Source organism: Aestuariibaculum sp. M13 (assembly GCF_024723255.1).
Taxonomy (GTDB): domain Bacteria; phylum Bacteroidota; class Bacteroidia; order Flavobacteriales; family Flavobacteriaceae; genus Aestuariibaculum; species Aestuariibaculum lutulentum.
Genome location: NZ_JANIAC010000001.1, coordinates 687,776 through 706,719, shown reverse-complemented (window position 1 = coordinate 706,719; position 18,944 = coordinate 687,776). Strand labels below are relative to the sequence as shown.

Annotated in this window: 21 protein-coding genes; 11 read left to right on the top strand and 10 right to left on the bottom strand. The window is 35.4% G+C overall.

Annotated elements, in window-relative coordinates:
• Positions 1–5 precede the first annotated feature (5 nt).
• The 4 genes from porV (at position 6) to NO995_RS03195 (ending at position 4,673) form a co-directional block, all read left to right on the top strand.
• A complete protein-coding gene (porV, locus tag NO995_RS03210; protein WP_258226230.1) occupies positions 6–1,226 on the top strand; it encodes a type IX secretion system outer membrane channel protein PorV in 1,221 nt (406 codons plus the stop codon).
• A 122-nt stretch (positions 1,227–1,348) separates the two neighbouring features.
• Complete coding sequence (gene cdd, locus NO995_RS03205; protein WP_258226229.1) at positions 1,349–1,831, top strand: cytidine deaminase; 483 nt, start codon at positions 1,349–1,351, stop codon at positions 1,829–1,831.
• A gap of 211 nt (positions 1,832–2,042) precedes the next feature.
• Positions 2,043–3,041: a pyruvate dehydrogenase (acetyl-transferring) E1 component subunit alpha gene (gene pdhA / locus NO995_RS03200; RefSeq protein ID WP_240571910.1), complete on the top strand. Its 999-nt coding sequence runs from the start codon at positions 2,043–2,045 to the stop codon at positions 3,039–3,041.
• Between the two features lie 3 nt (positions 3,042–3,044).
• Positions 3,045–4,673 (top strand): pyruvate dehydrogenase complex dihydrolipoamide acetyltransferase, encoded by a 1,629-nt coding sequence (locus tag NO995_RS03195; RefSeq protein ID WP_258226228.1) that lies wholly within the window; start codon positions 3,045–3,047, stop codon positions 4,671–4,673.
• A gap of 111 nt (positions 4,674–4,784) precedes the next feature.
• On the opposite strand, the gene NO995_RS03190 is transcribed toward NO995_RS03195, so the two are convergent.
• From NO995_RS03190 to NO995_RS03175, 4 genes are all read right to left on the bottom strand, one after another.
• A complete protein-coding gene (locus NO995_RS03190; RefSeq protein WP_240571908.1) occupies positions 4,785–5,057 on the bottom strand; it encodes a DUF4242 domain-containing protein in 273 nt (90 codons plus the stop codon).
• 24 nt (positions 5,058–5,081) lie between these two features.
• Positions 5,082–5,456 carry a group 1 truncated hemoglobin gene (locus NO995_RS03185; RefSeq protein WP_240571907.1) on the bottom strand — a complete coding sequence of 125 codons (375 nt, stop codon included), beginning with the start codon at positions 5,454–5,456 and terminating at the stop codon, positions 5,082–5,084.
• Between the two features lie 101 nt (positions 5,457–5,557).
• Positions 5,558–5,953 carry a DUF4242 domain-containing protein gene (locus NO995_RS03180; protein WP_240571906.1) on the bottom strand — a complete coding sequence of 132 codons (396 nt, stop codon included), beginning with the start codon at positions 5,951–5,953 and terminating at the stop codon, positions 5,558–5,560.
• A gap of 123 nt (positions 5,954–6,076) precedes the next feature.
• A complete protein-coding gene (locus NO995_RS03175; RefSeq protein WP_258226227.1) occupies positions 6,077–7,159 on the bottom strand; it encodes a nickel-binding protein in 1,083 nt (360 codons plus the stop codon).
• A gap of 140 nt (positions 7,160–7,299) precedes the next feature.
• On the opposite strand from NO995_RS03175, the gene NO995_RS03170 reads away from it, so the two are divergent.
• The 5 genes from NO995_RS03170 (at position 7,300) to NO995_RS03150 (ending at position 12,000) form a co-directional block, all read left to right on the top strand.
• Positions 7,300–7,983 carry an SDR family oxidoreductase gene (locus NO995_RS03170; RefSeq protein WP_258226226.1) on the top strand — a complete coding sequence of 228 codons (684 nt, stop codon included), beginning with the start codon at positions 7,300–7,302 and terminating at the stop codon, positions 7,981–7,983.
• A gap of 4 nt (positions 7,984–7,987) precedes the next feature.
• On the top strand, positions 7,988–8,623 hold the full coding sequence (locus tag NO995_RS03165) for an HAD family phosphatase (RefSeq protein ID WP_258226225.1): 636 nt from the start codon (positions 7,988–7,990) through the stop codon (positions 8,621–8,623).
• A gap of 46 nt (positions 8,624–8,669) precedes the next feature.
• Positions 8,670–9,272, top strand: coding sequence for a SprT-like domain-containing protein (locus NO995_RS03160; protein ID WP_240571900.1), 603 nt, complete (start codon positions 8,670–8,672; stop codon positions 9,270–9,272).
• Positions 9,273–9,327: 55 nt separating this feature from the next.
• Positions 9,328–10,407 carry a mannose-1-phosphate guanylyltransferase gene (locus tag NO995_RS03155; RefSeq protein ID WP_258226224.1) on the top strand — a complete coding sequence of 360 codons (1,080 nt, stop codon included), beginning with the start codon at positions 9,328–9,330 and terminating at the stop codon, positions 10,405–10,407.
• Between the two features lie 105 nt (positions 10,408–10,512).
• The gene (locus NO995_RS03150) at positions 10,513–12,000 is read left to right on the top strand and encodes a DUF389 domain-containing protein (RefSeq protein ID WP_258226223.1); all 1,488 of its coding nucleotides are present in this window, start codon (positions 10,513–10,515) and stop codon (positions 11,998–12,000) included.
• 36 nt (positions 12,001–12,036) lie between these two features.
• Here the strand turns inward: NO995_RS03150 and NO995_RS03145 are convergent, their stop codons facing one another.
• Both NO995_RS03145 and NO995_RS03140 read right to left on the bottom strand, forming a co-directional pair.
• Entirely contained in the window at positions 12,037–12,804 is a 768-nt protein-coding gene (locus NO995_RS03145) for an ABC transporter ATP-binding protein (protein WP_258226890.1), read from the bottom strand.
• Complete coding sequence (locus NO995_RS03140; protein ID WP_240571896.1) at positions 12,804–13,541, bottom strand: ABC transporter permease; 738 nt, start codon at positions 13,539–13,541, stop codon at positions 12,804–12,806. The genes NO995_RS03145 and NO995_RS03140 overlap by 1 nt, the downstream gene beginning before the upstream one ends.
• A gap of 110 nt (positions 13,542–13,651) precedes the next feature.
• On the opposite strand from NO995_RS03140, the gene pafA reads away from it, so the two are divergent.
• Together pafA and NO995_RS03130 are read left to right on the top strand one after the other, a co-directional pair.
• Positions 13,652–15,322, top strand: coding sequence for an alkaline phosphatase PafA (pafA, locus tag NO995_RS03135; RefSeq protein ID WP_258226222.1), 1,671 nt, complete (start codon positions 13,652–13,654; stop codon positions 15,320–15,322).
• A gap of 1 nt (position 15,323) precedes the next feature.
• Complete coding sequence (locus NO995_RS03130; RefSeq protein ID WP_258226221.1) at positions 15,324–16,130, top strand: DNA/RNA non-specific endonuclease; 807 nt, start codon at positions 15,324–15,326, stop codon at positions 16,128–16,130.
• Here the strand turns inward: NO995_RS03130 and NO995_RS03125 are convergent.
• The 4 genes from NO995_RS03125 to NO995_RS03110 all read right to left on the bottom strand — a co-directional run bounded on the left by NO995_RS03125 (position 16,127) and on the right by NO995_RS03110 (position 18,883).
• Positions 16,127–16,327, bottom strand: coding sequence for a hypothetical protein (locus tag NO995_RS03125; protein WP_258226220.1), 201 nt, complete (start codon positions 16,325–16,327; stop codon positions 16,127–16,129). The genes NO995_RS03130 and NO995_RS03125 overlap by 4 nt on opposite strands.
• Positions 16,328–16,397: 70 nt before the next feature.
• Positions 16,398–17,252 carry a glycosyltransferase gene (locus tag NO995_RS03120; protein WP_258226219.1) on the bottom strand — a complete coding sequence of 285 codons (855 nt, stop codon included), beginning with the start codon at positions 17,250–17,252 and terminating at the stop codon, positions 16,398–16,400.
• 24 nt (positions 17,253–17,276) lie between these two features.
• Positions 17,277–17,798 carry a class I SAM-dependent methyltransferase gene (locus tag NO995_RS03115; RefSeq protein WP_258226218.1) on the bottom strand — a complete coding sequence of 174 codons (522 nt, stop codon included), beginning with the start codon at positions 17,796–17,798 and terminating at the stop codon, positions 17,277–17,279.
• Between the two features lie 26 nt (positions 17,799–17,824).
• Positions 17,825–18,883 carry a 3-oxoacyl-ACP synthase III family protein gene (locus NO995_RS03110; protein ID WP_258226217.1) on the bottom strand — a complete coding sequence of 353 codons (1,059 nt, stop codon included), beginning with the start codon at positions 18,881–18,883 and terminating at the stop codon, positions 17,825–17,827.
• Between the last annotated feature and the right edge of the window lie 61 nt (positions 18,884–18,944).

Here is an 18,944-nt window from a genome sequence, read left to right as displayed (position 1 = left end):
AACCCATGAAAAACCAATTATTATTTCTTTTAGCGCTAATGTGTGTCTTAAGTGTTAGTGCACAAACTACAATAATTCCAAATGAAAATGATTCCAGAGTTATAACAACGGGTATGCCATTCACCTTAATTGCTCCAGATGCACGTGCTGCAGGTATGGGTGATATGGGGGTTGCAACTTCAGTAGATGCATTTTCTCAACAATGGAATTCATCTAAGTATGTGTTTTCAGAAACTAAATCTGGAATCTCATTAAGTTATACGCCATATCTTAAGAAATTAGTGAACGATATGGGAATCGCCTATTTGTCATATTTCAATCGTCTAGATGAACGTAGTGCTTTTGCAGCCAGTTTTAAATACTTCGGACTTGGGGAGATTGAATTTGTTAACAATGAATTTGATCAGCCTGTAATTCAAAAACCAAATGAATTAGCATTCGACGTATCTTATGCTTTAAGATTAAGTGATCAATATGCCATGTCGGTAGCGATGCGTTATTTGTTATCAGATTTAAGATTGAATTATGATAATAGCGATGCCAGTGCAGCGAGTTCTTTTGGTGTTGATATTTCTGGATACTATCAAAGTGAAGAAGAGGTTTATTCAGATTTTAACGGACGATGGAGAGCAGGTTGGGCAATACAGAATATCGGACCTAAATTTAAATATGATGATGGTGGAGTAGATAATTTTCAACCAACAAACTTACGTTTAGGAGGTGGTTTCGATTTCATTTTTGATCAGTACAATAAATTAGGGGTTACTTTAGAGGTGGCTAAACTTTTAGTACCAACACCTCCAATTTATGGTACAGAGTTTATAGATAATAATGATAATGGTGAGTATGATTCAGGTGATGAGTTAGTAAACGATATGGCAATTTACAAAGGAAAATCGCAGGATGTTAATTTCTTATCAGGTATATTTCAGTCTTTTGGTGATGCCCCGGGAGGTTTCAGTGAGGAGTTAAAAGAATTTACCTGGGCATTAGGAGCTGAATATATGTATCAGGATTCATTTGCATTAAGAGCTGGTTATTTTAATGAGAGTGAAGAAAAAGGTGCTAGAAAATTTATGGCTCTTGGAGCTGGATTTAAAGCCAATGTGGTAAATATCGATTTATCATACCTGTTCTCAACAGCAAAAGTTCAGAGTCCTTTAGAAGGAACATTACGTTTTTCGTTGACACTTAATATTGGTTCAGGAACATACATGGAATATTAAAATATTTTGAAAATTCAGAATAACAAAAAAACTATTGCCAGTAGCAATAGTTTTTTTGTTTGTAATAGTTTCTTAACTTTATTGAAGCGGGAGTGTACTTCGCTGAAGTTGACATAAAGCTTATGAAGAAAATAAAAATAGAAACTGTATTGCAGGTTTACGATACAATAAATGAGTTGCCAAAGGATATTATAAATTTAATGGAAAGGGCGGTTGAAGCAAGGAATAAGGCTTATGCGCCGTATTCTAAGTTTAATGTAGGAGCTGCATTGTTATTAAATAACGGCGAGATAGTCTCGGGTAATAATCAAGAGAATGCGTCTTATCCTTCAGGGCTTTGTGCCGAACGAACCGCCATTTATTATGCGGGAGCCAATTATCCTGAAGCAGCCGTACTAAAAATGGCTATATCGGCGACGTCAATAAATAAACCAACTCTGGAGCCTATTCCGCCCTGTGGCGCTTGCAGGCAGGCAATCGCAGAATATGAGATTAAGCAAAAGCAGCTCATTGAAATCTATTTTATGGGTGAAACCGGTAAAGTGGCTATGTCTAAATCTCTCAAGAATTTACTCCCTTTCGTTTTTGATAAATCAGCACTTTAATTTTCTAAAAAGTGCAAATAATAGGCTTGGTTAAACGTTTGAAATTTTAAAAAGTATAACGTTTTTTATGAAATGTTGAAAAAATGACAAAGTTGAGGATCAAGCGTTTTTTTTTTGACATTTTTTTTTACTTTAAGTAGTTTCTGTTTTTGCAATAGCTGTCAATGTATTACTTTTGTATCTCGCTTAAGTAAAACCTAGAAATTAGTCGATGCAAAAAATCACAAAAGAGGTTTACCTCAAATGGTATGAAGACATGTTGTTCTGGAGAAAGTTTGAAGATAAACTAGCTGCAGTTTACATACAACAAAAAGTAAGAGGATTTCTTCACTTATACAATGGTCAAGAAGCAGTGTTAGCTGGAGCTTTACACGCTATGGATTTGACAAAAGATAAAATGATTACTGCTTATAGAAATCACGTTCAACCAATAGGTATGGGAGTAGATCCTAAACGTGTTATGGCAGAGTTATATGGTAAAGGAACCGGAACATCTCAAGGTTTAGGAGGTTCTATGCACATATTTTCTAAAGAACACCGTTTTTATGGTGGTCACGGTATCGTAGGAGGACAAATTCCATTAGGAGCAGGTATTGCTTTTGGAGATAAATATCACGGAAGTGATGCTGTAACACTTTGTTGTTTTGGTGATGGTGCTGCTCGTCAGGGATCACTACACGAAACATTCAACTTAGCGATGCTTTGGAATTTACCGGTTGTATTCGTTTGTGAAAACAACGGATATGCTATGGGTACTTCGGTAGAGCGTACAGCAAATCACACCGATGTTTGGAAATTAGGTTTAGGTTATGACATGCCTAGTGCTCCGGTTGATGGAATGAATCCTATCAAGGTAGCTGAAGCATTCGATGAGGCTATTCAACGTGCTCGTAAAGGTGGCGGACCAACGTTCTTAGAGCTTAAAACATACCGTTATAGAGGTCACTCTATGAGTGATGCTCAGCACTACAGAACTAAAGATGAGGTAGAAGAGTACAAAAAAATAGATCCTATTACTCAGGTATTAGATGTTATCCTTGCTGAAGGATATGCTACCGAAGAGGAAATTAAGGTTATCGATAAGCGTGTTAAAGATCGTGTTTCTGAATGTGAGAAATTCGCAGAAGAGTCTCCATGGCCAGAAAAGAGCGTGATGTACGATGTAGTTTACGAACAGGAAGATTATCCATTTATTCAACATAAATTATAAGATATGGCTATAGTAGTAAATATGCCGCGTTTAAGCGATACAATGGAAGAAGGAACTGTTGCAGCTTGGTTAAAAAAAGTTGGTGACAAGGTTGCAGAGGGTGATATTTTAGCTGAAATTGAAACAGATAAAGCCACTATGGAATTTGAATCTTTTAATGAAGGGACATTACTTCATATTGGGGTTCAGGAAGGTGAAACTACTAAGGTAGATGAACTTTTAGCAATTATAGGAGAAGAAGGTGAAGATATTTCTGCACTTTTAAGCGGAGGTTCAGCGCCAGCTGCTCCGGCAAAAGAAGAAGCTCCTGCTATTGCTGAGACTGCTCCTGCAGAAGTTAAAGAAGAAGCTCCTGCTGTTGCTTTACCAGAAGGTGTTATCGTGGTAACGATGCCACGTTTAAGTGATACTATGGAAGAAGGAACCGTTGCTACTTGGTTAAAGAAAGTAGGTGATCAGGTTTCTGAAGGTGATATTTTAGCAGAAATTGAAACAGATAAGGCGACTATGGAGTTCGAATCGTTTCAATCAGGTACTTTATTACACATAGGTTTACAGGAAGGTGAATCTGCAAAAGTAGATTCATTATTAGCTATTATTGGCCCTGCAGGAACTGATGTTTCTGGTGTTGCTGCTAACTTTACTGTTGCTGCTCCTGCTGCAAAAGCAGAAGAAGCTCCTAAAGCTGAAGTTAAAGCAGAAGCCCCTAAAGCTGCTCCTGTGTCAGCTCCGGTAGCTGAGAAACCAGCGAAAAGAGCTGCTACACCTGTTACTGAAAATGGACGTGTATTTGTGTCGCCATTAGCTAAGAAAATTGCTGAAGAAAAAGGTATCAACTTAACTAAAATACAAGGTACTGGTGAAAACGGACGTATTGTGAAATACGATGTTGAGAACTACGAGCCAGCTCAAGGAGCTGCAGCTATTGGTAAATTTGTGCCAGCAGGACAAGAAGATTTTGAAGATGTACCAAACTCGCAAATGCGCAAAGCAATTGCTAAGGCATTAACAAATTCTAAATTCTCTGCACCACATTATTACCTAAGTGTAGAATTCGATATGGAAAATGCTATGGCATTCCGTGCACAATTCAACACAATTCCAGATACAAAAATATCATTCAACGATATGGTTGTTAAAGCTTGTGCTTTAGCATTAAAACAACATCCACAAGTAAACTCTCAGTGGTTTGCAGATAAGATGCGTTTAAATAACCATGTTCATGTTGGTGTTGCTGTAGCTGTGCCAGACGGATTAGTTGTGCCTGTTGTGAAATTTGCCAACGAGCAAACTTTACCGCAAATTGGTGCTGCTGTTAAAGAATTAGCTGGTAAAGCAAGAAATAAGAAATTAACACCTGCTGAAATGGAAGGTAGTACATTTACTGTTTCTAACTTAGGTATGTTTGGTATCGATACATTTACATCAATTATCAATCAACCAAATTCAGCAATCTTATCTGTTGGTAATATTGTAGAAAAACCTGTGGTTAAAAATGGTCAGATAGTTGTTGGTCACACAATGAAATTATCATTAGCTTGCGATCACAGAACTATTGATGGTGCTACAGGAGCTCAGTTCCTTCAAACTTTAAAAGGATATATTGAGAACCCTGTTACAATGTTAGTGTAATCCTTATTCTGAATAATTTAATTCGGAATTTAGTTATATAATATTTAAAAAGCCTGATTCAATTTTGAATCAGGCTTTTTAATTTTTCATTGAAAAGTTATATGTTTTAAACTATTCAGAAGTCACGGGATCTATAATAGTAGAAACCGTACTTATCATATTTGCAGGAAATCCACCCTGTTTTGCATGTTCTTCTACGAGTTCTTTATTTGGAGCTATGTACACACAATAAATTTTATTTTCGGTAACATAACTGTGTACCCAGTTAATTTCAGGACCCAGATTTTGAAGGACCTTACAGGAGGTTTTCGAAATCGATTTTAAGTCTTCAGCAGAAAGTTTACCAGCTCCTGGTATTTCTCTTTCTATAACGTATTTTGGCATAATTTAAAAGGTTTAAAAAGGTTATTATTTAGCGATAATCATTCCTTTTAAAGACCATAAAACAGCGAGAACATCTTTTTTTGTGTCGTCATCAATTTTATGTTCGTCTAAGGCAATAAAAATATCATCAATGGCACACATGTACTCCTTAGGGCTTATGTTCATCCCGCGGTGAGCTGTTTCCATATCCCTGCCTTCATATACAGCAGGACCGCCACTTCCTGAATTGAAAAAATTGATGCTGTGTTGCACAACGGTTTCAAAGTATTCAGGTCGTTCTTTGTAGGGTAAAAAGCGTGCATTAATATCAGGATTTTCCATATGAATACTAATGGCTCGTCTAACTATGGCTGAAATACCGTCATTTCCGCCTAATCTTTCGTAAAGTGATTTTGACATAATTTTATGTTTTTATGTAGCAAAAGCATCACTAGTAGAATAGAGACAATGAAATGAAAATTAGCTCATTGTTTAGGACAATAACATAAGATTTTAAATTTCTAGTAAGTTTCGCCTGAAGTGGAAGGATCGATTACGGTTGAAACTTTTGCAACATAATTTACAGGAAATCCTCCTTTTTCGGCATGCTCTTTTACCAGATCTTTACTTTCTGCAAGATAAACGCAATACATTTTATCTCCAGTAACATAGCTATGAAGCCAAGTGATTTTTGGTCCCATTTTTTTTAGAACTCCACAAGAGGTTTGTGAAGCTGCTTTAAGGTCTTCGGCAGACCATGACTCTAAGTTAGGAATTTCTCGCTCAATAACGTACATACTTTGACTTTTTAATGTCGTATTTTCTCGTAAAGCATCCGGAATTGACTTTTCCTGAGCGAATAATTGAAATGAAGTAAGTGCTAGGGCTAAGAGTAAAACAAATTTAAAAGTTTTCATAATTATTGGTTTTAGGGTTAAATAATTTGGTTACATCTCAAAATTATACCCTTGATATGAAAACTATTTCTACAAATAATTCAAAAATTATAAATTTTAAGTCATAGGTAATTAGTATTTTGTTTATTGTTGAACGTGTTTTGAAGGGAGAATGCCGTATTTGTTTTTGAAACATTTTGAGAAATAAGCTAAGCTGTTAAAACCTGTTTCAAAAGCTATTTCTGAAATGTTGCCTTGTTGGTCATTTATTAATTTTAAGGCTTGATTCAAGCGGTAATCTCTAATAAAAGTGTTAGGGGATTTCCCTGTTAGATTGGTTAGTTTTCTGTAGAGTTGACTTTTACTGTAGCCTAGATTTTCACTGAAACGATCAATATTAAATTCCGGATTTTGCCAGGAGGTTTCAATTTCATCCATTAATTGATTCAGAAATTTTTCTTCAGAAGGGGTTAAAACCCGGATTTGTGAACTTTTAGAAATGGAATGTATTTGTTCACTTTCGTAAAGGCTTTTCACTTCGTAAGAAACGCTAATGTTTGCATTTACAAAACTGCACATTCTATTGGTTAACGTAATGGTCTCCTGAAATATCTCTGGTTTGTTGGTTACAGGTTCTCCTGATGCAATACCTATTTTTAAATTCCCCGATGATGTTAAATGATTAGGAATTATATCTGATTCGATTTCAAGTGCACTGTTAACGGCATTAATTACAGATTTAAATGAAACTAAATAAGTAGTGTTATCTTTCTTTACAATATTGCCATGACTATTTTCCAATAGTTTCTTTATTTTCCTATTTAAATTTTTAGAAATAGCTTTTAATTCATTGGTTTTATTTAATTGGGTATTAATGTGAATAACCATTAAAATTCGATATGCAGAATCGTTAATTAAATTTAGTTCGGTATTTTCCGTTTTTTCAGGATCTGAAATTCTGCCAAGAAAAGATTCTACAATTGTAGGTTCAACTTCTATGATGGTATTAGGAACATCTCCATGAGCATGTTTGTGCATGCGTGTAATAGCCTCTTTGTTTGGTGCTTCAATAAGGCAAAACACATTTTTACGTTTCTGGTCAAACCAATAGGTAAAACCACGGCAACCATATTCGTGTTCTATTTTTAAGTCTTCCTGATGTATCTCTGCCAACACTTCAGCCGAAACGCTTTCCGCGACATCGTGACGATCCATAAATATAGGCATGATTCAAAATTTTCATACAAATTAATGATTTACAGTTAGTTGTGCAATTCTATTCGATGTAATACAACAATAAGAAATACTAAGGTTTAAATTTTAGTGGCATATTGAACTTTTTTATCTTTATCCACAAATTCAAAGAGATGCAAAAAAATGTCATTATAACAGGAACAAGTAGAGGGATTGGTTTTGAATTGGTTCAATTGTTCGCCAAAGCAGGACATAAGGTATTGGCGCTTTCGCGGAATGAAAAACCAATAGCTCATTTAAATCTGGAGAATGTAACGACATTTTCGTTTGACTTAAGTAATGCTGAAGCTTATAAACAAGTTGAAGATTTTATAACTACCAATTGGCAACAAGTTGATGTTTTAATTAATAATGCCGGTATGTTGGTAAATAAGCCGTTTTCTGAAATTACAATGAATGATTTTGAAGCGGTTTATAAAACCAATGTGTTTGGTGTTGCTGAATTAACCAGAGTAGTTTTACCTTTTATGAAAGCCAAAAGTCATGCGGTAACTATTAGTTCTATGGGCGGTGTCCAAGGCAGTATGAAGTTTCCCGGATTGGCTGCATATAGTTCAAGTAAAGGTGCTGTAATTACCCTTACAGAATTGTTAGCCGAAGAGTATAAAGAATCTGGAATTTCCTTTAACGTATTAGCTCTTGGAGCCGTACAAACAGAAATGTTAGAAGAAGCTTTTCCTGGTTACCAGGCCTCAACTTCAGCTTTAGAAATGGCAGAATATATTTTCGACTTTTCATTAACTGGACATAAATACTATAACGGTAAAATGTTACAGGTGTCTAATTCTACACCCTAAGCTTATGAAGCAGTACAAGTGTATTATTTTTGATTGCGATGGTGTTTTAGTCGATACCGAAGTTATAAGTAATCAATTGTTGGTAGATATGGCTAATCGGTATGGAGCTAATATCGATTTAGATTATGCCATGAAATATTTTAAGGGCAGTCATTTTAGGCATTGTTTAGATCTTATTAAAACATTGGTAACAGAGCCTGTTCCTGATAGCTTTGAAAAGGATTATAGAACAGAATTGGATAGACAATTTACCGAATCGGTTCAGCCTATTAAAGGAATAAAGGAGGTTATTAGTCAATTAAATATCCCGTTTTGTGTCGCTTCAAGTGGTACGGTTGAGAAAATCCGATTAAATCTTGGTTTAGTTGGACTTTTAGATGCCTTTGAAGGTAAAATATTTAGTTGTTACACCATTGGAAAATGGAAACCAGAACCCGATGTGTTTTTACTTGCCGCAAAAACTATGGGATTTAAACCTGAAGATTGTCTGGTAATTGAGGATAGTAAATTAGGTGTTCAAGGCGCTAAAAATGGTGGCTTCGATGTTTTTGGTTATACAGAACATGATTATTATAATGACCTGAAAGGATTGGCAACCAAGACATTTTCTAGTATGGATGAATTACTTGAAATGATTTAATTTGTTATAAAAGGAGGTTTAAAATAAAACCCTTATTTTTGTGTATATGCATGAAAAACTTCAAGATTACATTCCGGTAAATGCTATTCCACAAGTTATAAGTCTTTTAAATCATGATGATTTAGTTGTTAAAGTAAAAAAGGAACGTAAGACCCGTCATGGGGATTACATGAGATTGCCAAACGGCAAGCATCAAATTACCGTAAACTCAAACTTAAATGAATACCGGTTTTTAATAACCTTAATTCATGAGATTGCTCATTTTGAAGCTTACAGGACTTATGGCAGATTGATTAAACCACACGGAATAGAATGGAAGCGAACCTTTCAGCATTTAATGTTACCATTTTTGAATCCTGAAATTTTTCCAGATAGTCTTTTGCCTTTGTTAGCAAGGCATTTTAAAAATCCGAAAGCCTCAAGCGATACCGATGTTAATTTAGCGTTAGCATTAAAACAGTTTGATGAAGCTAACGACAAAACTTATATATTTGAAGTGCCTTTAGGGAGCATATTTAAACTTTACAACGGGCGGGTTTTTAAAATGAGTGGTAAACGAACCAAGCGTTTTGAATGTGTTGAAGTTAAAACCGGACGGTTGTATTTGTTTAATCCAAATGCAGAAGTAGAATTAGTAACCAATAATTAGTTTAAGGTAAATAAAATGTTGAAAAATACATTGGCTTTAAACAAAATCAACATAAATGAATAAAAATTATTATGCCATATTAATGGCAGGAGGAGTAGGATCTAGGTTTTGGCCTGTAAGTACAGAAGAATTTCCAAAGCAGTTTCACGACATGCTGGGAACGGGTGATACCCTTATCCAAAAAACATTTCAGAGATTATCAAGATTAATTCCTAAAGAAAATATTTTCATCTTAACTAACGAGAGGTACAACGATTTGGTTCTAGAACAATTGCCGGAAGTTACCGAACGTCAGGTAGTTTTAGAGCCCGCTATGCGTAATACTGCACCATGTATTTTATATGCGTCTCTTAAAATACAAAAGGAAAATCCAGATGCTGTAATGATTGTAGCGCCTAGTGATCACTGGATTGAAGATGAAGCCGCTTTTACTAAAAATGTGGAGCAGGCCTTTAGCTTTTGCGAAAAGCATGATGCCTTGATGACATTAGGTATTCAGCCAACATTCCCAAATACTGGATATGGTTATATCGAATTTGATAAATCTTCAACTGAAGATATAAAATCGGTAAATCAGTTTAGAGAAAAGCCAGATTATGAAACGGCTAAGGCTTTTATAGAACAAGGTAACTTTTTGTGGAATGCAGGTATCTTTATGTGGAGTGTGAAAAGTGTGGTTGAAGCTTTTAAAAATAATCAGCCAGGTTTGTATGCGCATTTTGAAAAGGGTATTGAGACTTATAATACAGAGGCCGAAGAAGCGTTTATTGCTGAAAATTATCCATTAGCAGAAAACATTTCGGTGGATTATGCGGTTATGGAAACCTCTAAAAATGTATATGTAATTGCAGCTGAGTTCGATTGGAATGATTTAGGGACCTGGGGAAGTTTATACGATAAGTTGGGTAAAGACAGTGCTAATAATGCTGTAGTTAATGCCAGAACGCTTACCGAAGACGCATCAGGGAACATGATTAGAACTAAAAATAATAAAATTGTTGTTGTTGATGGTTTAGAAGATTATATTATTGTAGATAAAGAGGATGTGTTGCTTATTTATCCAAAGGCCAAAGAACAGGATATAAAACAAGTTCTTAAAAAGGTAAAAGATACTTACGGCGAGCAGTACGGATAGGTGTCAAAATAATACAGAATTATAATGGTTCGGTTTTTAATTGAAAAGATTAATAACCGAACCATTTATTTTTTATCTTAGTATATTACTAGTAATCTCACACCAATGGAAGAAAACAAGTTCAGTTTTTCTGATGAAGAACAAAAAAAGGAACATATTGTTGATGAACGAAAAGAAGCTGTTAAAAAGGACGCTCAGGGCCTACTTTTAAGTATTAAACGCTTTTTTAGTGAATTACTCGATTTCCGTGATGATACCGATAGAGAAGCCACGATTCAGGCAATAAAGAACGATATTCCGTTTAAAGGAGCTACGGCTTGGATTTTAGTCTGTTCCATCTTTGTAGCATCTATCGGACTTAATGCGAATTCAACCGCAGTTGTTATTGGTGCCATGTTAATATCGCCGTTAATGGGCCCTATTTTAGGTATTGGTCTTTCGGTATCTATTAATGATATTGATACACTACGAAAATCATTAGTCAATTTTGGGGTAATGATTGTATTGAGTGTGATAACTGCCTTCCTGTTTTTCTGGTTCTTCCCTTTAAGTGAAGAGTCTTCAGAGCTATTGGCACGAACGCAACCTGATATTCGAGATGTGCTTATCGCATTTTTTGGTGGTTCGGCTTTAATTATTGCCAGAACTAAAAAAGGAACCATTGCATCTGTAATTTTTGGTGTAGCGATTGCTACGGCCTTAATGCCTCCGTTATGTACCGTTGGTTATGGATTGTCTGTCGCTTTCGAACAGGATTTTGCTAAAGGAGGTCGTTATGCTTTGGGAGCGCTTTATCTTTTTATTATCAATACTATTTTTATCGCATTGGCAACCTTTTTAGTGTTGAAGGTTTTAAAATTCCCAATGCTTAAATATGCCAATTCAGCCAGACGCAGACGTATTAGCCGATTTGCGATGACTTTGGCTATTGTAGTAATGATTCCGGCCATTTGGACGTTCATAAACGTTTTGCAGCAAAGCCGTTTTGAAGTAGATGCCCGCAATTTCATTAAAAGGGAATTAGCAGCATTACCTCATGCCGAGTATATTAGAAAAAATGCTTCGTACAGGTATTCTGAAGATAAAAAAGTGCCGTCGGCAATAGAATTAAACACCTTCGGATTAGATGAGGTTCCGGAAAGCACCATTGCTTTATTAAAGGATAGAATGCTGCAATATGATGCCTTAAAAAGTAGTAGTTTAATCTTTAATCAGAATAAAAGTAAGAATTTGGATAACCTAAAGTATATGGAACAAATTCGTTATCGTGACTCGATTGATTTACTGGGGCAATCTCAAAAAATTGTATTTCTTGAAAGTAAACTAAAAAGCTTGGAAAAATTAGAACGTTTACAAATTCCGTTTGATGAATTAACTAAGGAAGTGAAAATTCTGTATGATGGTATAGATAAATTATCGTATTCAAGTGTTATTACGTCAAACTTTAATAAAACAGATACCTTATCGGTTATTACAGCGAAGTGGGACACTAAAAAAATAAAGGAAAAGGATATTGGCAGTCAGCAGGAGAAACTTGAAAAATGGTTAAGACAAAAATATAAACTAGATAGTTTAGTTGTAACCCGACAATAGTAGTCGGGTTTATTTTTATGTGAAATTTAAAAGGAATTACTCGTTTTCTTCAATGTACATACGTCTTACTTTTTTGAATAAGTTTGACGAGTAAACAAAGTCTGTTACCGATGCATTATCTGTTTTAAAGATGGTGTCTTTAGAGCCTTCCCATTCTTTATAACCATTTTTAAGAAACACAATTTTTTCACCTATTTCCATTACAGAATTCATGTCGTGAGAGTTGATAACTGTAACAATTTTATATTCGTCTGTAATCTCCTGAATTAAATTGTCGATAACTATAGAAGTTTTTGGGTCTAATCCAGAGTTTGGTTCGTCACAAAACAAATATTTAGGGTTATTAACAATGGCACGAGCAATAGCAACACGTTTTTGCATACCTCCGGAAGCTTCACTCGGCATTTTGTTGTGTGCATTTTCAAGTTTTACCCGCTTTAAAACAAAGTTTACGCGATCTTCCATTTCGCTTTTACTTTGCTTGGTAAACATTTTTAGTGGGAACATTACGTTTTGCGCAATGGTCATAGAATCGAATAACGCACTGCCTTGAAATACCATGCCAATTTCGGCACGTAAATCACGTTTTTGAGCATCAGATAATCGAGAAAATATCTTTCCGTCGTAAGCAATAGAACCTTCTTCGTATTCAAAAAGGCCTAATAAGCATTTTAAAAATACAGTTTTACCCGAACCACTTTGCCCAATGATAAGGTTGGTTTTTCCTTGTTCAAAAGTAGTTGTAATACCTTTTAGAATTTCCGTGTCTCCGAACGATTTATGTAAATCTTTTACCTCAATCATTAACTCAATAGCATTTGGGTTAGTAAATAGTTTAATACAATAATAACAACACTGGTCCATACAAACGAGGTTGTACTGGCTTTACCAACTTCAAGAGCGCCACCTTTCATATAATACCCGTAAAACGATGGTATGGTAGCTAAAACAAAAGCAAATACAAAAGTTTTTATAAAGGCGTAAGTAACGTGAAACGGCGTAAAATCGGTTTGAATACCTAGGATATAATCTTCTAGTGATGTAAAGCCTCCAAAAACACCGGCTGCAATTCCGCCTAAAATCCCTAAAAACATGCCAATAGCAATTACAAATGGGTAAAGCATTAAGGCTACAGTTTTAGGAAACACAAGGTAGTTTAAAGAGTTAATCCCCATAACTTCTAAAGCATCAATTTGTTCGGTAACACGCATGGTTCCAATACTTGATGTTATGAAAGATCCCACTTTTCCAGCCATAATAATAGAAGTAAACGTAGGAGCGAATTCTAAAATAATAGATTGCCTGGTAGCAAAACCTACAAGGTATTTCGGAATTAAAGGATTGTCAATGTTTAATGCGGTTTGAATGGTAATTACACCACCAACGAAAAATGAAATAAAGGCAACAATACCTAAGGAGCCTATAACTAAATCGTCAACATCTTTAAGTATTAAAGTTTTCATTACCGACCACTTAGTTGGTTTGCGAAACATATTAACAACCATTAAAGAATATGCGCCAATATTGTGTAGATAAGTCATATGCAAATTTAATAGTGCTAAAGTAAAAAAAAGTAACAGGTAATTAACGTTAAATTTAAATTATGATTTCATTTAACGAGTATTTTTGGCATCTTTATAAAAATTTTATCATGAAAAAAATTTCCACTCTTTTATCAGTCGCAATATTTGTAATGGCGTGTAAAGCACAGGAGCAGCCTAAGGTGTCAGAAACTACTGAAAAATCGTCTTATTATTTTACGCATAAGTCTAAATTGGTTGTTGGAATTATCGTAGATCAGATGCGTTACGATTACTTAACGCGTTTTTATAACAAATATGGCGAAGGCGGATTTAAACGCATGATGAATGAAGGATTTAACTGCAAGAATAATCATTTTAATTATGTGCCAACAAAAACAGCACCTGGTCATGCTTCTGTATTTTCTGGTACAACACCAAAATATCACGGTATTATAGCTAACGATTGGTATGATAAAGATTTGAAAAAATCGGTGTATTGTGCCGGAGACGAAAGCGTAAATCCGGTAGGAACAACAAGTAGCGCAGGAAAAATGTCGCCACACCGTATGTTAACCACCACGTTCGCAGATGAAAATAGATTGTTCACACAAATGCGAGGAAAATCAATTGGAGTTTCTGTAAAGGACAGGGGTGCTATTTTACCAGCAGGACATTCAGCGAATGCTGCCTATTGGTTCTACGGAAAAGATCAGGGCGATTTTATTTCAAGTACGTATTATATGAACGATTTACCACAATGGGTAAAAGATTTCAATAAATCTGATGCGGCTGAATCGTATTTAAAGCCTTGGGATACCTATTACAATATTGAAACCTATACCGAAAGCGGAACCGACTTAAACGATTTTGAAGAAGGTTTTGAAGGAAAAGAAACGGCAACTTTTCCATACGATTTGAATGTGTTAAAAGATAAAAACGGTGGATTCGATATTATTAAAGCAACAGCTTACGGAAATAGTATTGTAGCCGATTTTGCCATTGCAGCTTTATCTGGTGAACAATTAGGACAGGATAATGATACCGATGTGTTAACGGTTAGTTTTTCAAGTACCGATTATGTTGGACATAATTTCGGAGTAAACTCTAAAGAAATTGAAGATACTTACATTCGTTTAGATTTAGATTTAGAACGTTTTTATAAGGCTTTAGATGAAAAAGTGGGTAAAGGAAACTATACGGTGTTCTTAACTGCCGATCATGCAGCAGTTGATGTTCCTGCTTATTTACAAAGCGTGAAAATTCCGGCGGGTTATGTGAATACAAAGGAAGAAAGAGCACAAATGGAAAGCTTTTTACAAAACAAATACGGTGCAAACTTTATTGAGAATATCAGTAATAATCAAATCTTTTTAGACCGTGCTAAAATTGCTGAAATGAATTTGGAATTGGAAGATGTTCAGGAAGCTTTAGTGAATGAAATTATTGGTTACCAAAATATTTACAAAGCGTATTCTGCAACAACTATGAGTACAACCTCGTTCCCAATTGGTCTTGAAGCTTTGTTACAAAAAGGATACAATCAAAAGCGTTCGGGAGATATTATTTTCGAATACAACGCCGCCTATATTTCCTATGGAAGAAAAGGCTCAACCCATGGTTCTGGTTTCGATTATGATACACATGTGCCGTTATTGTTCTTTGGAAAAGGAATCAAACACGGTCAGACTTTCGATAAAACCGAAATTACCGATATTGCCCCAACTATGTCTGCTTTGTTAGACATTAGCTTTCCTAATGGAGCTATTATTGGAAAACCTTTAGAATTTGTTTTAGATTAATTTGAAAAACAAAAGTATATACACGCTATTTGCCGTTGTACTTGTTTTAGGAGTTTATGGTTACGAACACTTTTTAAAAGAAGAAGAAAAGGCCGAAACAGTTACGCAAGGTAAAGCAGCAAAGACTGAAACTAATGAGTATTTTCTGCCAACAAGTACAACGGGGCAAATAGTCCATCACGAAGGTTATTCGTTAAGTTACAATGAAGCATTTGAACAAGCTGAATGGGTGGCTTACGAATTAAAAAAGGCGCATTTATCAAATACGAATTTTAAGCGTCCGTATTTTGAAATTGATGATGCGGTAAAAACTGGTGCGGCAAGTTGGCGCAATTATAAAAATTCGGGTTACGACAAAGGGCATTTATGTCCGGCCGGAGATCGGCGCTACAGTCAGTCAGCTCATGATGAAACTTTTTTAACAAGCAATATTAGTCCGCAGGAACATCAATTTAATGCTGGTATCTGGAATACTTTAGAACAAAAAGTTCGCTATTGGGCTAATAAGTATGATGGCGTGTTTGTGGTTACTGGAGGGGTTTTAGAAAAAGGTTTGAAAACTATTGGTAATGAACATGTGGCTGTGCCAAATCAATTTTACAAAGTGTTGATTGATATGAATTCGGGGCAACCTAAAATGATAGCCTTTTTAATGCCGCATAAAGATTCAAACAAACCGTTATATGACTTTGTTGTTTCGGTTGATTCTATTGAAAAGCTTACCGGAATAGACTTCTTTCCAGAACTTGATGATGCTATTGAAAATAAACTGGAAGCCTCAAGCAGTTATAAAGACTGGAGTTTTTAATTTTCAGAACTTTGATTCAGTATATATGCACCTCGTCCAGAACTTATACAACATCCAATATGTTCTTCAGGGTTGTTTGAAGTACTACATTCTTGTTGTGCGTTTGCCTCTTTTACTTTTACAATCTTTGGTTTTGATTGTTCTTTAGTGATGAATATAACAACAAAACTAAAAAGGAAAAGGAGTATAAGTCCCAAAGTTTTCATCTTACAAATGCTATTTTGAATATAGGTTCAAATTAATTGTTTTTTATGAATAAGCAAAGTGTTAATTCGAACTGAATTTATTCAGCATACCTTTCCATCGCAAGTTGCGAATAAACTGGCCTTCTTCAACAGAAACTAATGGTTCTATATTATTCTTTTGAGCTTTAAAATAACCTGCCATGTAATCTCGAAACAGCGGGAGACTTTTCTTTTTATAAGCCAATTTTAAAGCAGAAATTAAAGTAATTGTGAATCCGTAGCGCATTTTATACATGGCTTCACCTTGCAAGTATTTTGAAGCTTTGTTATAACTAATGCCTGTAGGTTTTAAATGCTTAACATGTAACGATTCGTCTGTTAAAATTGACCAGCCATAATATTTCGCCAACAGTTCATCAACCGTATCCCAACCCATTGAGGGTTTTAATTTCCCAATTTGTAAATAACACGCTTTGGTATAAGCCTTTAAAGCACCTCGGATGTGGTCTTTGTTCGTTAAGTTTTCCAAAACCCAGTTGTTATTTTTTTCAATATAACAGAATCCGGCTGCCATACCCAGTTTCGGGTTGTTTTTGAAATGATTGGCGATTTGCTCTAAATAGTTTTCAGGGAAAATCAGGTCGGCATCGAACTTACAAATAATGTCGTAATCTTCATCTAGAATCTCGTAACCTTTATAAAAGGCATTAATAATTTTAGAACCCGGTAAGTGTTTGTTTGAGGATTGTGAATTTACCAATTGAACCCAGTGGTGTTTTGCGGCATAAGATTCTACAATAGCTTGCGTGCCATCGGTAGAATTATCGTTAACAATTACAACCCGTTTAGGGAGTAAGGTTTGTTTGGTTAAAGATTCTAAAGTTAAGCCGATAGAATCCTCTTCGTTATGCGCAGGTATGATGATGTAGAAATTCAAAATTGAAGTTTTAAAGATTCAAAGTTAAACTCTTTCAGCATAAACAATATAATATCTTGGCGTAAACAAACGAAGCATAGGGCGAATCCCTATTTTTTTTGTTGGATTGGTCCATTTTTGACGGTCAACAATTTTCCATCCGGCTTTTTCCAGTAACCAGTCGAATTGCCAGTCTTCAAATTCATGGTAATGTCTGTCCAGCATATCTGTTTTACTTCTGTATGCTGATGAAAACCATAATTTAAGAGGAACACTAGCTACCAGTTTATCCGCTTTAATAGATTTTAAAACCGTAAAAGGGGATAAGAGATGCTCGAAAATTTCAAAGGCAGTTACGACATCTGCTGATGAATTGTCAATGGTTGAGGTATCGATATCTAAATCTTCACCTTTAGTGTTTTCAACAGTGTAGCCTTGTTGCGACATGATTTCAGAAAAGGGATTAACAACCCCTAAATCTAAAATCGTTTCAGAGGTTGATATATGTTTTCTTAGAAATTCCAGTGTATGTTTAAAGCGTTTGTTAGGAAATGTGTTTTCGTACATTTGGCATTTCCGCTTTAGCGGTGTTATTAATATTTGTAAACAATAGCGTTAATATGCATTCCTGCACCAACACTTGCAAATATAATAACATCACCTTTGTTAAGGCTATGGTTTTCTAATTTATTGTTCTTTACCAAATCAAACAGTGTAGGAACCGTAGCAACCGAACTATTACCTAAAGTTTGTATACTCATAGGCATAATATGTTTCGGAATTTCGGTGCGATATAATCGATAAAAGCGTTTTAAAATCGCTTCATCCATTTTTTCATTGGCCTGATGGATAAAAATTTTCTTAACGTCTTTAATGTCGACACCACTGGCATCTAGACAGCTTTGCATGGCTTTAGGAACATTAGTCAGGGCGAATTCGTAAATTTTACGACCATCCATTTTAATGTAACGGGTGTCTTTATCTAAAGTTTGGTTATTTGAATTTCCAAAGTAGAGGAAGTATGCCTCATCATAAGTGAAGCTTGCTGTTTCATGGGCTAAAATACCACCTTCGTCATTGGTAGCTTCAATAATTGTTGCGCCGGCACCATCGGAAAAAATCATAGAATCTCTATCGTGCTTGTCTACGACACGCGATAAGGTTTCCGATCCGATAACCAAACAGCGTTTCGCCATCCCTGCTTTAATATAGGCCTGTGCCTGAATAACACCTTCAATCCAACCCGGGCATCCAAATAATATATCGTAAGCGACACATTTCGGGTTTTTAATGCGTAAGCTATGTTTAATACGGGAAGCTAAAGAAGGTAAAACATCACTTTGAATGGTATTGTGTTTTACGTCGCCAAAGTTATGAGCAACGATAATGTAATCTAAAGTTTCAGGATCTATTTTGGCATCCGCAATGGCGCGTTCGGCAGCAAAAAAACCTAAATCTGATGAGTTTAAATGTGGTTTGGCATAACGACGTTCAGCAATGCCTGTAATGGCTTTAAACTTTTCAATAATAACTTCGTTAGGGTGGTTAATAACCGATCCATCGGTGTTAAGAAATTGGTGTTGATGGAAAGCGTCGTTTTTTTCTATAGTATCCGGAATGTAGCTTCCAGAGCCTGTAATTTTAATATTCATAAAAAGAAAATGCCTTTTATTGTAGCAGGTATACCAAGATACAAGCTTTCAATAAAAGGCA

Coding starts and splice junctions, on each gene's coding strand:
- NO995_RS03190 (WP_240571908.1), bottom strand. CDS start 5,057: ATGCCAAAATACGTTATAGAAAGAGAAATACCAGGAGCTGGTAAACTT.
- NO995_RS03150 (WP_258226223.1), top strand. CDS start 10,513: ATGGAAGAAAACAAGTTCAGTTTTTCTGATGAAGAACAAAAAAAGGAA.
- NO995_RS03165 (WP_258226225.1), top strand. CDS start 7,988: ATGAAGCAGTACAAGTGTATTATTTTTGATTGCGATGGTGTTTTAGTC.
- NO995_RS03180 (WP_240571906.1), bottom strand. CDS start 5,953: ATGAAAACTTTTAAATTTGTTTTACTCTTAGCCCTAGCACTTACTTCA.
- cdd (WP_258226229.1), top strand. CDS start 1,349: ATGAAGAAAATAAAAATAGAAACTGTATTGCAGGTTTACGATACAATA.
- pdhA (WP_240571910.1), top strand. CDS start 2,043: ATGCAAAAAATCACAAAAGAGGTTTACCTCAAATGGTATGAAGACATG.
- NO995_RS03145 (WP_258226890.1), bottom strand. CDS start 12,804: ATGATTGAGGTAAAAGATTTACATAAATCGTTCGGAGACACGGAAATT.
- NO995_RS03110 (WP_258226217.1), bottom strand. CDS start 18,883: ATGAATATTAAAATTACAGGCTCTGGAAGCTACATTCCGGATACTATA.
- NO995_RS03160 (WP_240571900.1), top strand. CDS start 8,670: ATGCATGAAAAACTTCAAGATTACATTCCGGTAAATGCTATTCCACAA.
- NO995_RS03140 (WP_240571896.1), bottom strand. CDS start 13,541: ATGACTTATCTACACAATATTGGCGCATATTCTTTAATGGTTGTTAAT.
- NO995_RS03170 (WP_258226226.1), top strand. CDS start 7,300: ATGCAAAAAAATGTCATTATAACAGGAACAAGTAGAGGGATTGGTTTT.
- NO995_RS03195 (WP_258226228.1), top strand. CDS start 3,045: ATGGCTATAGTAGTAAATATGCCGCGTTTAAGCGATACAATGGAAGAA.
- NO995_RS03115 (WP_258226218.1), bottom strand. CDS start 17,798: ATGTACGAAAACACATTTCCTAACAAACGCTTTAAACATACACTGGAA.
- porV (WP_258226230.1), top strand. CDS start 6: ATGAAAAACCAATTATTATTTCTTTTAGCGCTAATGTGTGTCTTAAGT.
- NO995_RS03155 (WP_258226224.1), top strand. CDS start 9,328: ATGAATAAAAATTATTATGCCATATTAATGGCAGGAGGAGTAGGATCT.
- NO995_RS03175 (WP_258226227.1), bottom strand. CDS start 7,159: ATGCCTATATTTATGGATCGTCACGATGTCGCGGAAAGCGTTTCGGCT.
- pafA (WP_258226222.1), top strand. CDS start 13,652: ATGAAAAAAATTTCCACTCTTTTATCAGTCGCAATATTTGTAATGGCG.
- NO995_RS03185 (WP_240571907.1), bottom strand. CDS start 5,456: ATGTCAAAATCACTTTACGAAAGATTAGGCGGAAATGACGGTATTTCA.